Here is a 14282-nt window from a genome sequence, read left to right as displayed (position 1 = left end):
CAACCCGGAGCGCGCCCATGACCTTCGATCCCACGATATTACGGAGAGCGATATGGAACGCCGCGATTTCCTCAAAGGGGCGGCGCTCGGCGCCGGCCTCTCGGCGGTCAGCCCTGCGGGGGCGGCCGTGAGCGACCCCGGCCTGCCCAACACCCGTCCGCAGGACCCGGCGGACCTGCCCTTCGTCACCGATCCCGGCGAGCGCCGGGGTGAGATGCTCTATCGCAAGTTCGGCAAGACCGACGAGATGATCTCGGCCATCGGCATGGGTGGGTTCCACCTCGGCAAGAGCGCCGTCTCGGACGATGAGGCGACCCGGTTGATCCACCAGGGGATCGACCGTGGCATCACGTTCATGGACAATTGCTGGGACTACAACCAGGGCCGGTCCGAGGAGCGGATGGGCATCGCCCTGGAGCAGAACGGCTACCGCAAGAAGGTCTTCCTGATGTCCAAGATGGACGGGCGGACCAAGGAGGAGGCGCTCAAGCAGATCGAGCAATCGCTCCGCCGCCTGCGCACGGACCATATCGACCTCGTGCAGCACCACGAGATCCTGCGCTTCGACGATCCCGACCGGGTCTTCGCCGAGGGCGGCGCGATGGAAGGCTTCATGGAAGCCAAGAAGCAGGGCAAGCTCCGCTACATCGGCTTCACCGGCCACAAGGATCCGCGCATCCACCTGCAGATGCTCTCCGTGGCGCAGGAGCGGGGCTTCCACTTCGATTCCTGCCAGATGCCGATCAACGTGATGGACGCGCATTTCCGCTCGTTCGGCCACCTCGTGCTGCCGCATCTCGTGCGCGAGGGCATCGCCCCGCTCGCCATGAAGACCTTCGGCGACGGGGTGATCCTGAAGTCGGACGCGCCGATCAAGCCGCTGGAATACCTCCACTTCTCCCTGAACCTGCCGGTCTCGGTGGTGATCACCGGCATCCAGAACCAGCGGGACATGGATCAGGCGTTCGAGGCGGTGAAGACTTTCCAGCCGATGGACAAGGCCAAGGTGGCCGAACTGCTGTCGCGCTCGAAGCCCTACGCGCTCGAAGGCAAGTATGAGCTGTTCAAGACCAGCGCGACCTTCGACGGCACGGCGAAGAACGCGGCGTGGCTCGGTGAAGACGTCCAGAGCGTGAAGAAGCTCGCTCCGGTGATGGAGTAGTCAACTCCGCCGTCATTGCGAGCGATAGCGAAGCAATCCGGGGCAATGGGGCGCCTCTTAGCGGGGGCGCCTCCCTGGATTGCTTCACTCCGTTCGCACTGACAAAGCGCGCCTCACGCCGCCGCAGGCTTGGCGTCGAGGTCGAGTTCCAGCGTGGCGCAGTTCTCCAGGAACGTGCCGGTCAGGTGGTAGAAGAAGGTGCCGTGGCCGACCACCGCGATGGTGTGCTCGGGCCGCGCTCGCAGCCACTCGCGGAAGGCGGCGACACGCCGGTCGAACAGGGGCCGGGGCTCGATCGGCAGACCGAAGATCGTCTCGGCCCCGTCCTCGGCGTGCCACCACACCTCCGGCAGGTGACCGACCTCGAGATGCGGAAACTCCGCAGCCAGCTCGGACGCCGCGCGGCCGACATCGCAGCTGCTTTCCTGGCATTCCCGGTGCAGCACCTCCACGAGGATGCGCGGCTCGGCCGGGTGCCCGTCGAAGAGCAGCGTGGCGGTCTGGATCGCCCGGGTCAGGGGCGAGACCACGACCAGTTCGAAGGGAATGTCCCGGAGCGCGGCGGCAGCGTGGCGGGCCTGCGCCTCGCCCCTGGGTGTGAGGCGCGCATCGCGATGGTCCGGATCGATCCCCGTCGCCCGGTGGGCGGCGTTGAAGGTCGATTCCCCGTGACGGATGCAGACGATGCGCGTGGACTCGGTCATGGCACCTGAAGTTGTGAGATGAAAAGGCTGCTGGGCGAGAGCGTTAGGCGAAGCGCCCGCCACGCTGGATGACCTCGATCTTGTAGCCATCGGGATCGGTGGCGAAGAAGAAGGTCGCGAGCGGGGTGTCGCCGTGCTTCAGCGTCTTCACGTCGGTCACGGTGAAGCCCGCCTGCTTGTGCTTGGCATGCTCGGCTTCGAGATCCTCCACCACGAAGGCGAGATGGCCGTAGCCGTCGCCGAGTTCGTAGGGCTTCTCGCGATCCTTGTTGACCGTCAGTTCCAGCTCGAAGGGCGAGGACGGATCCTTCAGGTAGAGAAGGGTGAAGTCCGGGAAGTCGAACCGGTCGGCGGGCTCCAGGCCGAAGGCGCGCCCGTAGTAATCCCTGGAGCGCGCCTCATCGCGGACGCGGATCATGCTGTGGACGGGCTTGGCCATGATGTCGTCGGTTCCGTGGACGGGATGGGACAGATGTAAAGCGCCGCGCCCTTTGGGGAAGTGCGCCACCATGGCCGCGCGGGTCAGCCGCCGATGCGCACCGTTTCGATCATCGCCCCGGCCGGAGCGAATGCATCCGCGTCGGTTCCGGTCATCCAGACTTGGCCCGAGAGGGCGTCCAGTGCCTCGAACAGGCCGAGCCTCCGGCGTGGATCGAGATGGGCGGCGACCTCGTCCAGGAGGATCGCCGGGGCGATGCCGCTCATCGCCCGCACCAGCCGGGCATGGGCGAGGACGAGGCCGATCAGCAGCGCCTTCTGTTCTCCTGTCGAGGCAGTCCCGGCGGGCACGTCCTTCGGCCCGTGGCGGACGACGAGATCGCTGGTCTGCGGCCCGCTGAGGGTGCGGCCCGCCGCCCGGTCGCGGGGGCGGCCCTGGCGCAGGGCCTGCCGGAAGCGATCCTCGGCCTCGATCGCGGGCCAGACTGCGACGAGATCGTCGAGGTCGCCTTCCAGGCGCACCGAAGCCCAGGGAAAGGGCTGCGCGTCGTCCCGGGTCTGGGCGATCAACTGATCCAACCGCTCCACAGTCTCGCGGCGCGCGAGCGCCACGGCCACGCCGAGTTCGGCGATCTCGCGCTCGATGGCGTCGAGCCAGCGGGCGTCCTGGCCCGGCTCCTCCAAGAGCCGGTTGCGCGAGCGCAGGGCTCGCTCCATCGCCGAGACACGCGCGCCGTGCCCGGCATCGACGGCCAGGACCAGCCGGTCGAGGAAGCGGCGGCGGTCGCCCGCAGGCCCCCGGAACAGGGCGTCGAAATCGGGCGTGAGCCAGACCACCCGAAAGAACTCGCTGAAGGCCACGGGCGAGGCGGCGGACGAGCCATCCACCCGGCACAGGCGGCTCGCGCGGCCATCGAAGCCCGGCGGCTCCATCCCCGTGCCGAGCCGGTGCTCGGCCCCGTCCCGGTCGAGGGTGAGGGAAACGGCGAAGCCCCCCGGACCTCCCTTGCGCGCCATGGCCGAGAATTCGGCCCGGCGCAGGCCGCGCCCGGGCGCAAAGAGGGAGATCGCTTCCAGAATGTTGGTCTTGCCCGCGCCATTCTCACCGACCAGGGCGACGAGCCGCGCCTGCGGTTGCAGGTCGAGGTCCGCATGGTTGCGGAAGTCCCGCACGATCAGGCGGCTGAGGCGCTGTTCGGAAGCGGCCGGAGAAGACGCGTCGGTCATGGAAGGGCTGATGGGCGGCGATCAGGCCGCCCGGCCGGGATCGAGCATGGCCGAGACACGGGTCGCGAGATCGGCCGAACGGAAGGGCTTGGCAAGAACCGGCAGATCGGCAGGGATCTTCATCGCCTCGGCATGACCGGTGAGGATCAACACCGGCAGGCCCGGATGGCGGGCCTTCACCTCGGAGGCGAGTTCCACGCCGCTCATGCCCGGCATGGCGAGGTCGGCAACCACGAGGTCGAAGCTCGCACGCGTCAGCAGGTCGAGGGCGGCGTGGCCATTGCCGGCCTCGGTCTCGTCATAGCCGAAGCCCGAGAGGAACGAGGCGGTGACGTGCCGGACTTCCGGGTCGTCATCGACCACGAGGATGCGCGCAGGTCGCGCGGCGGCGGGCACGGTGGCCTCGCCCTCGGCATCCTTCACCGGCGTCGTGGCCGCGAAGGGCAGCGCGAGTTCGACCGATGTGCCGCGCCCGACCTCGCTCTCGATCGTGAGCCGACCCTTGGATTGCTGGGCGAGGCCGAACACCATGGCGAGGCCGAGGCCCGTGCCCTGGCCGACGGCCTTGGTGGTGAAGAACGGCTCGCAGACCCGGCGCAGGATTTCCTCCGGGATGCCTGTACCCTCGTCGCTCACGCGGATCGCGAGGTAGGCGCCGTCGGCGATCTCGGGATCGCTGTTGATCGCCATGCGCCGCGTGGCGATCGTGATGCGGCCTCCCTCCGGCATCGCATCGCGGGCGTTGATGCAGAGGTTGAGCACCGCGAGTTCGAGCTGGTCCGGATCGACCTGCGCCGCCGACAGGCTCGGGGCGAGATCGGTGCGGACGCTGACGAGGCCGCCGAGGCTGCTCGTGAACAATTCGCTCATACCCTCGATCAGGGCATTCACGTCGGTCGCCCGCGCCTGAAGATCATGGGCGCGGCTGAAGCTCAGAAGACGTTTGGTGAGCGAGGCGCCGCGCTCGGCCGCGCCGCGCGCGTTCTCGATCAGGCGCTGGACCCGCGGCTGGTCGGCGACCTTCGGCGCCGCGAGTTCGAGGCTGCCGAGGATCGCCGTGAGCAGGTTGTTGAAGTCGTGCGCGATGCCCCCCGCCAGCGTGCCGAGGGCCTGCATCTTGTCCGATTGGCGAAGCCTGGCCTCCAGGCTCTTCTGCTCGGTGACGTCCCGCTCGATGACCGCGAGGTGCGAGACCGCGCCGCCGCCGTCGCGGATCGGCACGCGGGTGAATTGGCTCCACTTCTCAGCGCCGGGCGGTCCCTCGCTGATCAGCACCTCGGCGACGCGGCCATCGCGCATCGCCGCCTCGTCGGCGCTTGCATCGGCCTGGGCCTTCACCTCGGGCAGGTCGGCTTCGCGCAGCCCTAGGCAGGCGGGCAGGTCGCGCCCGAGCAGGGCGGCCTTGCGGGCGTTGAGCCGCACGAAGCGCCCCTCAGCGTCCTTGAAACTGATCGCGTCGATGGAATGGTCGAGCAGGCCGCGCAGCAGCGCCCGCTCGGTGGCGAGGTCGCGCCCGAGGCGGTGCCGCTCATAAGCCTGGGCGACGGTGCCGCGTAGCAGGCCGGGATCCCACGGCTTGGTGACGTAGCCGACGATGCCACCCCGGTTCAGGGCAGCGATGACAGCGGTGATGTCGGCATAACCCGTGAGCAGGATCGCCTGCGCCTCGTGGAAGGCACGGGCCTCGGCGAGGAGCGCGTCCCCGGTCAGCCCCGGCATGCGCTGGTCAGACAGGATCACCGCGATGTCCGGCTCGGCTCGCAGGATTTCGAGGGCGTCGGCGGGCCTGCTCGCGGTCAGGACGCGGTACGTGTCCTCGAAGAGATCCTCAAGGGCGATGAGGATGTCGGGCTCGTCGTCGACGGCCAGAATCGTGCCCGCCCGAGCCCCAATGCCTCCCCCGATGTCACTCATGAGCGCGCGCCGCCTGCCGCGGAATCCCGATCACGAAGCAGGCACCTCCACCTGGGGCCGTCTCTACGGTCAGCGAGCCGCTATGCGCCTGAACGACGCTGTATGCAATCGCCAGCCCAAGCCCCGTCCCGGCGCCGACCGGCTTCGTGGTAAAGAAGGGCTCGAAGATCTTTTCACGCAGATCCTCGGGGATCCCGGGGCCGGTGTCGCAGATCTTGATCTCGTCGCAAGTATCGTCGGAACGGGTCGTTATGGTGATCGTGCCACCGTCCGGCATCGCATCCGCCGCATTGCCGATGATGTTCATCACGACCTGATTGAGCAGCGCCGGGGTACAATGAATCTCCGGTCGGCCGGAAAACGTGCGCGTCACCGCGATCCGCTCTCCGAGCTTGTGGTGCAGCAGGGCGAGCACCGTCTCGATCGCCTCGGGCACGTTCACGAGGGACCGCTCGCCCTCGTCGAGGCGGGAGAACTTGCGCAGGTTCAGGACGAGATCCTGGATACGGGTCAGGCCGAGCCGCATGGCACCGACGCGGCTGCGCGCCTTTTCGACCGAGCGCGTGGCGGTGGCGGGATCGGCGGTGGGAAGCTCCCCGAGCAACCGTTCGACCGTACCCTGGTGAGCCAGGATGAAGGCGAGCGGATTGTTGATCTCGTGGGCGATTCCCGCGACCAGCTCGCCGAGGGAGGCCATCTTCGCCGCCTGGACGAGCTTGGCCTGCGCATCGGTCAGCCGCCGATTGGCATCGGCGAGGTCCTGGTTCGCCCGTTCCAGGGCATCGGCGAGACTCGCCCGCGCCTCGGCGGCGTCGGCCTCGGCGCGGGCGCGCTCCACGGCGCGTTCGCGCTCCCCGAACTCGCCGGCGATGCGGCGGTCGTCCTCTTCCAGCAGGCGGCGGCGAACAAAGCCGCGCACGCGCAGCGCCAGCACCTCGGCGTCGGTTTTGGAAATGACGTCGTCGGCCCCCGCCGCGAAAGCCTGGACGAGAAAATCCTTGGCCGGATCGCTGCCGGAAATGGCGACGAGGTGGAAGCCCGCCCCGGCCTTGCCCTCGCGGCGGCGGTCGATCTCGCGGCACAGGGCGAGACCGTCATAGGCGTGGCCGAGCAGGTCGAGGGTGATGCAGTCGAAGGCGTTGCCATCGCCGTCGAGGGCGGCGATCGCATCCTCCGCCCCCACCGCGACGGTGACGCGGTGCCCGTCCTGCCCGAGCAGACCGGCAAGAAAGGTGCGGTAGGTGGCGCTGCCATCGATGACGAGGATGCGCCCCCGGCGGAAGGCCGCCGCGCCGGGATTGTCGCCGCCCGCCCGCCTCTCGCGCAGCAGCGCGCGGATGCGGAGCACCATGAGGTCGCGGTCGGCGGATTTCGGCAGATAGGCGTCGGCGCCGCTCTCCAGTCCATGGCGCTCGCCGCCGCTGCCACCGGTCAGCATCAGCACCGGCAGCGCGCGGGTGCGGAGCGACAGGCGCATCTGGCGGATCAGCTCATCGCCGTTCATTCCCGGCAGATGGTAATCGGCCACGACGAGATCGGGCTGAGACTCGTTCAAGGCGTCGAGGGCGGTCTCGGAGCTGGCGCAGCGCGAGACGGAAAAGCCGTTGGCCTCGAGAAACAGGCGCAGTTCGAGGGCCTGCGTCTCGGAATCCTCCACGAGGAGAATTTTCGCCGGATCACTCGCGGCGGAGGCTGTCACGGATACGCCCCCGGCATGGCGATGCTCAGGACATGCGCGGCGATCCGATCGAGCGGCAGCACCGCGCGCGCGGCGCCAAGGCGCACCGCTGCGGCGGGCATCCCATAGACCACGGCCGTGCTCTCGTGCTCCGCCACCGTCTGCGCCCCGGCGGCGTGCATGTCGCCGAGGCCGACCGCCCCATCCTCACCCATGCCGGTGAGCAGCGCGCCGATGGCGGAGGGGCCCGCATGGCGGGCGATGGAGCGGAACAGCACCGTCGCGGCGGGGCGCTGGCCCGACACCGGAGCGGAGTCGATCACCCGCATCACCCGGTTGGTGCCGAGTTCGAGATGCCGGTCTCCGGGGGCGACATAGACCCGGCCGGGCTCGGCGCGCTCGCCGTCGCGCGCGAGGCCGACCGGCAAGGTCACGACGCTGTCGAGCCACGCCGCGAAGCCCTCCATGAAGGCGGGCCCCATATGCTGGACGAGCAGGATCGGCAGCGGGAAGTTTTCGGGCAGCGCGCCGATCACCTTGGCGAGGGCGGGCGGTCCGCCGGTCGAGGCGGCGATGCCGAAGACGCTCGGCGACTGGCCCGAGGCAAGCGGCATCGGCGCCGGGGCGGAGGGGGCCGCGGCGCTGCGTCCGGCCCATTCCGAGCCGATGGGCCGCCGCCGGATCACCGGCACCTGCGCCATGATGCGCAGCTGCGTGCAGATCTCACCCGCGACGGATTCATAACCCGCATGGGTGGTGGCCACGGGCTTCTCGACCACCGACAGGGCGCCCGCGCGCAGGGCGTTCATGGAAATGTGCAGGGAGGAATCCTCCACCGCGTCGGCGATCACCACGATGGGCGTCGGCCGTTCGGCCATGATGCGACGCGTCGTCTCCAGCCCGTCGATGCCCGGCAGGCGGATATCCATGGAGATCACATCGGGGCGCGCACTGCCGATCGCCGCCAGAGCCTCTTCGCCGGAGGCCACCGCTGCGACGAGCTCGAGGCGGGGATCGCGCGAAACGATGTAGCGCAACAGCTCCCGCACCACGAGGCTGTCCTCGACGATCATCACCCGGACGGTGCTCACGGCAAATCTCCCACGGCGATCCCGGCGCCGTCATCGCGTGCGAGGCGTGTGGTCACAGCAATTGCCCGATCGTATCGAGGAGCTTGCGCTGGTCGAAGCTCTGCTTGGTCAGGTAGGCGTCGGCACCGAGTTCGAGGCCTCGGGCCACGTCCTCGGGGTCGCCCCGCGATGTCATGAGCACCGTGGGAAGCCGGGCGAAGCGATCGTCGGCCCGCAGGGCCTTGAGCAGGCCGAACCCGTCGAGGCGGGGCATCTCCACATCCGCGAGGACGAGCGCGACCGGCTCGACCTCGGCGCGCAGCCGGTCGAGCGCGTCTTGCCCGTCGACACAGACGACGACACGGTAGCCTGCGGCCTCCAAGATGCCCTTCTCCAAGGTGCGGGTGGTGATCGAATCATCCACGACGAGGATCGTCGTGCGGGCCTGCTCGCCGGCCCGTGGCTTCGTCGCGGTATTCGGGTCCGAACGTGGCGCCTGCCCCTGGGTTCCGGCCAATCCCGCCCGCTCGGCGAGGCCATCCGCATCCAGCACCAGGACAGGCCTGTCGCCGGGCAGGATGGCCGTCCCCGCGATCAGGGCGGAGTCACCCCCGACTTCGGGCGCAGGCAGCACGAGGAGCGAGCGCACGTCGCTCAGGCGGTCCACGGCGATCGCGGCACGCCCATGCTCCGAGCGCAGGACGATCGCCACGAGTTGCCCCGCATCGGGATCGCCCGCCGCCCCGAGCAGGGTGGCGAGGTCGGACACAGGCAGGGCGGCCTCGCCCTCGACCTCGGACGGAAGCAGCAGGCGCCCCATGGCGAGGGGAAGGTCGGCGCGCGGTAGCCTGACGAGCCGCTCCACCGCCGAGGAGGGCAGGGCGCAGGTATGGCCGCCCGCCTCCACGAGGAGCAGGCTCCGCCGTGCCGCCGAGAGCGGCAGGCTGAAGACGAGGCTGGTGCCCGCAGGCGAGCGCGGTTCGAGGCGCACGCTGCCCTGGAGCGAGCGGGCGGCGTCGGCCGCCACGGAGAGGCCGTAGCCCCGCCCCGAAAGGGTATCGATGGCCTCCGCCGTGGAGAAGCCCGGCTCGAAGACGAGGCGCAGCAGCGTTTCGGGATCGGCAACCTCATCCGGTCCGAGGAGCCCCCGCGCCCGTGCCGTCTCCGCGATCCGCGCGAGGTCCGGTCCCGGTCCATCGTCGTGCACCGCGACCCGCAGGCGGCCACCGCGCAGGGCCACTTCGAGGGTCAGCGCGAGGGTCTCCGGCTTGCCGGCGGCCTGGCGGGTTTCCGGCGGCTGCCAGGCATGGCTCAGGGCGTTGCGCAGAGCATGGAGCAGAGGGTCCTTCAGCGCCTGAAGGGTTGCACGCTCCACGGGTACGTCGAGGCCGGTCACCTCAAGATCGACCTCGCGCCCCTGTTCACGGGCCGTGTCGCGGATGGTGCGGGCAAGGGGGCCGAGCACCGTTTCGGCAGGCACGAGGGCCAGACGCTCCGTCTCGGTACGGACGCGCGTCGCCGCGCCTTCGACGGCGCCGAGGGCGGCAGCCTGGCGCCGCGCATGGTCGGCCGCCTCGCGTGCCAGAGCCGCAAGCCCGGCGGCAAGGACCCGCTGGCCGGGACCGGCCTTGGCGGAATCCAGCGCCTCGGCCTTGGCGTGAAGGTCGCGGAGGGTCGCTGCGATCCGGCCGAGCCCTTCCGCCGCCGAAGCCTTGGCGGCGAGCGAGGTCGAGAGGTCCGCGCTGGCCCGGAGCAGGGCCGTCACCGTCTCGGCAGGCACCCGCAGGAAGGCGGCGGCGGGCTCCGACGCCTCGGCCGGACGCTCGGCGGGGATCTTCTTGGGCGGCGGCGGGGGCTCGACGGGGGCGGGCGTGGGTGGCGCTGGTGGAGCGAAAGCGGCGGCAGGGGCAGGGGCAGGGGCAGGGGCAGGGGCAGAAGACTGCGCGCTCGCCGGCTGGCCGAGCAACCGCCCGAGGGCGTCGATGGCATCGCCCGGCATGTCCGGCCCGGCGCCGCCGGACAGACCGGCCACGTAGGTCTCGATCCGGTCGAGGGCGAGTTCCACCGTGGAGGCCGCCTCGCGATCCAGCGCCATGCCTCCGGTGCGGACCCGTTCGAACAGGGTCTCCAACCGATGGGAAACCGCCTCCACCGCAGGCAGGTCGACGGCGCGGGAAGCGCCCTTCAGGCTGTGCGCCCGCCGGAACACGTCGTTCCAGTCGGGCGCCTCGGCACGCAGGGCCGCCCGGATGGCGCCGACATGCTCGCGGTGCTCGATGTCGAAAGCCGCGAGCAGCAGCTGGCGGATGTCGGTCGCCATGGCCGCGCTCTCAGGTGCGATACCGTTCCGCCAGGGCCATGAGGGCCTGGGCGAGTTCGGTCATGTTGGCGGAGGCGGTCTCGACCTGCCGCGTCCCGGCGGCCGTCTGCTGGCTCGCCTGGCGGATGTTCTGCAGCGCCCCCATCACCTGCTCGATGCCCAGCTGCTGCTGGTTCGTCGAGGCCACGATCTGCTGGAACGTCTGCACGTTCTCCTCGAAGCGCGCCGTGATCTCCTCGATCGTCCGCTGCGTCGTGTCAGACCGCGTCTTGCCCACCGCCGAGCGCTTCACCGCCTCCTCGGTCAGCATCACCGACGTGTTGATGCCCCGCTGGATCTCCCCCAGAATCGCCCGGATCTGGCCCGTCGCCGCCTTCGCCTGATCAGCCAGAAGCTTCATCTCCGAGGCCACCACCGCGAAGCTGCGCCCGCTCTCCCCCGCCGCCGCCGCCTCGATCGCCGCATTCAGCGCCAGGAGGTGCGTCCGCTCCGAGATGTCGTTGACGCTCTCGATGATCTCGCCGATCGCCTGCGTCTTCTCCGAGACCCCGACGATGTTGCCCGCCACCGCCTCCGCCTGCTCGCGGATCGCGTCCATCGCCTGCGCGGTGTCCGACACCGCCCGCAGCCCCTGCCGCGAGGTCTTGGCCGTGGCCTGGGCCGTGGCGATCACCTCGCTCGCCCGCTTCGAGATCTGCGCACCCGAATGGGTGATCTCATCGACCGTCGCCGCCGTCTCCTGCACCGCCGCGAACTGCTCCTCCACCGAGGCCGCCTGCTCCTGCGCCGAGGCCCGGATCTCCGCCGCCGCCGCGTTCAGGTCGGACGTCGCCGCACGGTTCGTCCGCGCAAGGTCGGACAGGCTCTCGACCATCCCGTCGAGGGTGCGCCCGAGGCGGGCGATCTCATCCTGCCCACGCGAATTCAGACGCCCGGTCAGGTCGCCATCACCGACGCGCGAGACGAAGCCCATCACGATGTTCAGCGGGCGAACCACCGCGCGGGTGACGAGGTAGGTGACTGCAAAAGCCAGCAGAACGGAGGCCAGCAGCGTGAACAGGATCGACAGGCGCGACCATTCGTAGATCTCCCGCACGGTCCGCTGGCCGACATTGACGCTCTCGTCCAGGGCCGAGCGGGCGCGCTCCACGGCGCTGGTCGTCGCGGCGTATTGGCGGCCGAGTTCGTCGTTACCCGCATCGACCGCCTCGACGTTGCCGTCGACCGCCGCACGGATCTGCCGCTCGCCGCTCTCCCGGTAACGGTGGAAGGTGGTCGTGGCCTCGGCGATCGCCGAGTGGAGCTTGTCGAAGGTCGCCGCCCGCTCGGTCGAGACCGCGTTCCTGCGGAACTCGTCGGCCTCCCGCAGGAGATCACCGAGGATCTTGTCCGAGACGGTGCCGTTGCGCCGCCACAGGCTCAGGATGTCCGCCTCGCGGGCCTGTCGGCCCTGGGACTTCAGCAGGGAGGCGATCACCGCGTCGCGGCGGAGCACGCCCATGTCGCGCGTCTGATTCCCCAACTCGTCGAGCTGGCGCATGATCAGGAGATCGCGGGCAACGATCCGGTCCGTCGTCTCGCGCACGGCGCCGACCTGCCCAATGGCATAGATGCCGAGCGCCACCAGCACCGCCGTGACGGCGAAGAAGCCGAGGAGGATGCGTCGTCCGATCGAGAGGGTCAGAGCGGAACTCCAGGCATGGGAGGGGTCAGGCGATCACCCGCCGCATGACTTGCGCGGGATCGATGATGGTGAAGTCCGGGCTGCCCTCGGCGGCGGGGACATAGAACGGAGCGGAGCCGTTTCCCAGGGGGGAGGCCTCGGCTTGCGAGAGGGAGGCCGGATCCTGCGCGGCCCGAACGATGCCGAGGGCGCGCTCGACGCTCAGCGCCACGGGCGGTTCTCCGCGCAGGAGAACGAGGTGCTCCCGCGCGTCGCCCTCCACCTCCGGCCGTCCGAGGGCGCGGGCGAGGCCGATGACCGGCACGATCCGCCCCGACAGGGCGACGAGGCCGGACAGCGCCGCGCCCGTTCCCGGCACCGGCGTGCAAGGACGGCCGGGCAGGACCCGCGCCACGGCGGGAAGGGGCAGGCCGATCCGGTCGCCGCCGCAGGTGCAGACCAGATACGGGAAAGTCTCCTGCTCTGGCCCGTCCGCCTCCTCGGCGCGGCGGGCGAGGGCGAGGGTGCGCGCGGCCTTGATCTGCCTGTCGCGGGCAAGATCACGCTCCGTCTGCTCGCGCATGGTCAGGCCCGCCCCCGCATCGTCTTACCGCTCCGGCCGAGCGCGGCCTCGACCCCGGCCGCGACCTCGCTGGCGAGCGCTCCGTCGCCTTCCGGCAGCACCGCATCCGGTGGCAGGGATTGGCTGAGGGCGAAGGCGTTGTCGAGGGCGCGGGCCGCCTCTGCCCGGCGGCCGAGGCCGAGCAGCAGCAATCCGAGATGGTAATGCGCCATCACGAAGCTTCGGTCGAGATAGAGCGACGCCCGTAGGGCCCGCTCTGCCTCGACCTCCCGTCCGAGGCTCGCCGCGACGAGCCCCTCGTAGAAGCGCAGCCGCGGATGGGTCGGATCGGCGTCGAGCGCGTCCCGCACCGCCCGCCACGCCGCGCCGGTCTCGCCTGCATCCGCCAGGACCCGGACCCGGTCGAGGGGATCCTCGGGGAGAGTGTCGAAGGGCAGTTCGTCAGAGTTGCCCTCGCTGCCTTCCACCTCACTCATCACAAGGTTCAGCGGAGCGACCGCTAGGGGGGGCTCCGGCAGGCTCTGCGAGCCCCGAAGCCCTGCTTCAAGGCCCGTCCAGGCGGGCCCCTCCGGGTCGGGCGCGGGGAAGGACGTGGGTGTTTCGATGCTGGGAGCCTGGAACGTGACGTTCGCTGCCAGGGTGCCCCCCGGCCGGTAGGCGACGGTGCCCGGGAGGCTCACCGGGTCGAGGAAGGCGGAAAAGGTCGGGTTCGGCTCGGCATGACCTAGCAGCAGCCAGCCCTCCGGCCGCAGACGCCGCCCAAGGCCATGCACCACCCGCGTCACGGTGGCCGCATCGAAATAGATCAGCACGTTGCGGCAGAGGATGAGATCGTAGCCCTCCTCGTTCCCAGGGGGCTCAACGACGGCCAGCAGATTCCCTTGTTTGAACTGGACCATCTGCCGGAATTCGGGGCGCAGGGCGAAACCGCCCTCGCGGCGGATCCCCGGCTCCGGCGGCAGATGGGTGAAGTAGCGCAGGCGCTCCTCCGGCGGCATCGTCCGCAGCGCCCAGCGCCCGTAATCCCCCGCGCGCGCCGTCGCGATGGCTTCGGCGCTGATATCGGTGCCGAGGATGCTCACCCGCCAGTCGGGCAGGGCTTCACCCAGGATCTCGCGCACGAGGATCGCCAGGGAATACGGCTCGGCCCCCGTGGAGCAGCCCGCGCTCCAGATCCGCAGGCGCCGCTCGGCCCTTCGCGCGGCGACGAGCCCGGGGAGGATCGTGCCGCGCAGGGCAGCGAATTGCTCGCTGTAGCGGAAGAAGAACGTTTCCCCGATGGTGATCTCGGCCTCGAGCCGCGCCCACTCACTCTCCCCCGCGACCCCATCGGCCAGAAGGGAATGGTAGGCGGCGAGGTCCGGGACGCCGGTCGCCCGCAGGCGGCGATAGAGCCGCTCGAGGAGAAGTTCGTCCTTGTCCGCGTAATAGGCATGGCCGGTGCGCGCGATGATGCGCGCCTTCAGCCCGGCATAGGCAGGCTCGACCTCGGGATCGAAGCGGAAGCGGCCGGTCCGGCGCAT

11 protein-coding genes are annotated in these 14282 nt (G+C 70.1%); 1 reads left to right on the top strand and 10 read right to left on the bottom strand.

The window, feature by feature from the left end:
* The first annotated feature begins 52 nt into the window (after positions 1-52).
* Entirely contained in the window at positions 53-1162 is a 1110-nt protein-coding gene (locus tag J4O73_RS15520) for an aldo/keto reductase (RefSeq protein WP_426218710.1), read from the top strand.
* Between the two features lie 113 nt (positions 1163-1275).
* Here J4O73_RS15520 and J4O73_RS15515 read toward each other — a convergent pair whose 3' ends face one another.
* The 10 genes from J4O73_RS15515 to J4O73_RS15470 form a co-directional block, all read right to left on the bottom strand.
* Positions 1276-1866: a histidine phosphatase family protein gene (locus tag J4O73_RS15515; protein ID WP_426218708.1), complete on the bottom strand. Its 591-nt coding sequence runs from the start codon at positions 1864-1866 to the stop codon at positions 1276-1278.
* Positions 1867-1909: 43 nt separating this feature from the next.
* Positions 1910-2305, bottom strand: a complete 396-nt coding sequence (locus J4O73_RS15510) for a VOC family protein (RefSeq protein ID WP_426218706.1) — start codon at positions 2303-2305, stop codon at positions 1910-1912.
* Positions 2306-2388: 83 nt separating this feature from the next.
* The gene (gene recF / locus J4O73_RS15505) at positions 2389-3531 is read right to left on the bottom strand and encodes a DNA replication/repair protein RecF (protein ID WP_426218704.1); all 1143 of its coding nucleotides are present in this window, start codon (positions 3529-3531) and stop codon (positions 2389-2391) included.
* Between the two features lie 21 nt (positions 3532-3552).
* Positions 3553-5445 carry a response regulator gene (locus J4O73_RS15500; RefSeq protein WP_426218703.1) on the bottom strand — a complete coding sequence of 631 codons (1893 nt, stop codon included), beginning with the start codon at positions 5443-5445 and terminating at the stop codon, positions 3553-3555.
* Positions 5438-7144: a response regulator gene (locus tag J4O73_RS15495; RefSeq protein ID WP_426218701.1), complete on the bottom strand. Its 1707-nt coding sequence runs from the start codon at positions 7142-7144 to the stop codon at positions 5438-5440. Before J4O73_RS15495 ends, J4O73_RS15500 begins: the two co-directional genes overlap by 8 nt.
* A complete protein-coding gene (gene cheB / locus J4O73_RS15490; protein WP_426218975.1) occupies positions 7141-8196 on the bottom strand; it encodes a chemotaxis-specific protein-glutamate methyltransferase CheB in 1056 nt (351 codons plus the stop codon). The genes J4O73_RS15495 and cheB overlap by 4 nt, the downstream gene beginning before the upstream one ends.
* A 70-nt stretch (positions 8197-8266) precedes the next feature.
* Complete coding sequence (locus J4O73_RS15485) at positions 8267-10513, bottom strand: hybrid sensor histidine kinase/response regulator (protein ID WP_426218699.1); 2247 nt, start codon at positions 10511-10513, stop codon at positions 8267-8269.
* Positions 10514-10523: 10 nt separating this feature from the next.
* Entirely contained in the window at positions 10524-12197 is a 1674-nt protein-coding gene (locus J4O73_RS15480) for a methyl-accepting chemotaxis protein (RefSeq protein ID WP_426218974.1), read from the bottom strand.
* A gap of 25 nt (positions 12198-12222) precedes the next feature.
* Positions 12223-12759 carry a chemotaxis protein CheW gene (locus tag J4O73_RS15475; RefSeq protein WP_426218697.1) on the bottom strand — a complete coding sequence of 179 codons (537 nt, stop codon included), beginning with the start codon at positions 12757-12759 and terminating at the stop codon, positions 12223-12225.
* A gap of 2 nt (positions 12760-12761) precedes the next feature.
* Entirely contained in the window at positions 12762-14282 is a 1521-nt protein-coding gene (locus tag J4O73_RS15470; protein WP_426218696.1) for a CheR family methyltransferase, read from the bottom strand.

The sequence above is a fragment of the Methylobacterium sp. NFXW15 genome, assembly GCF_049887755.1.
GTDB lineage: Bacteria > Pseudomonadota > Alphaproteobacteria > Rhizobiales > Beijerinckiaceae > Methylobacterium.
Note: the sequence above shows the minus strand (reverse complement) of the source record. Positions and strands in the feature narration are given on the sequence as shown.

Excerpts from the sequence above, each read along its gene's own strand:
- J4O73_RS15475 (WP_426218697.1), bottom strand. The coding sequence starts at position 12,759 with ATGCGCGAGCAGACGGAGCGTGATCTTGCCCGCGACAGGCAGATCAAG.
- J4O73_RS15520 (WP_426218710.1), top strand. The coding sequence starts at position 53 with ATGGAACGCCGCGATTTCCTCAAAGGGGCGGCGCTCGGCGCCGGCCTC.
- J4O73_RS15510 (WP_426218706.1), bottom strand. The coding sequence starts at position 2,305 with ATGGCCAAGCCCGTCCACAGCATGATCCGCGTCCGCGATGAGGCGCGC.
- cheB (WP_426218975.1), bottom strand. The coding sequence starts at position 8,196 with ATGATCGTCGAGGACAGCCTCGTGGTGCGGGAGCTGTTGCGCTACATC.
- J4O73_RS15500 (WP_426218703.1), bottom strand. The coding sequence starts at position 5,445 with ATGAGTGACATCGGGGGAGGCATTGGGGCTCGGGCGGGCACGATTCTG.
- J4O73_RS15515 (WP_426218708.1), bottom strand. The coding sequence starts at position 1,866 with ATGACCGAGTCCACGCGCATCGTCTGCATCCGTCACGGGGAATCGACC.
- recF (WP_426218704.1), bottom strand. The coding sequence starts at position 3,531 with ATGACCGACGCGTCTTCTCCGGCCGCTTCCGAACAGCGCCTCAGCCGC.
- J4O73_RS15485 (WP_426218699.1), bottom strand. The coding sequence starts at position 10,513 with ATGGCGACCGACATCCGCCAGCTGCTGCTCGCGGCTTTCGACATCGAG.
- J4O73_RS15470 (WP_426218696.1), bottom strand. The coding sequence starts at position 14,282 with ATGCGCCGGACCGGCCGCTTCCGCTTCGATCCCGAGGTCGAGCCTGCC.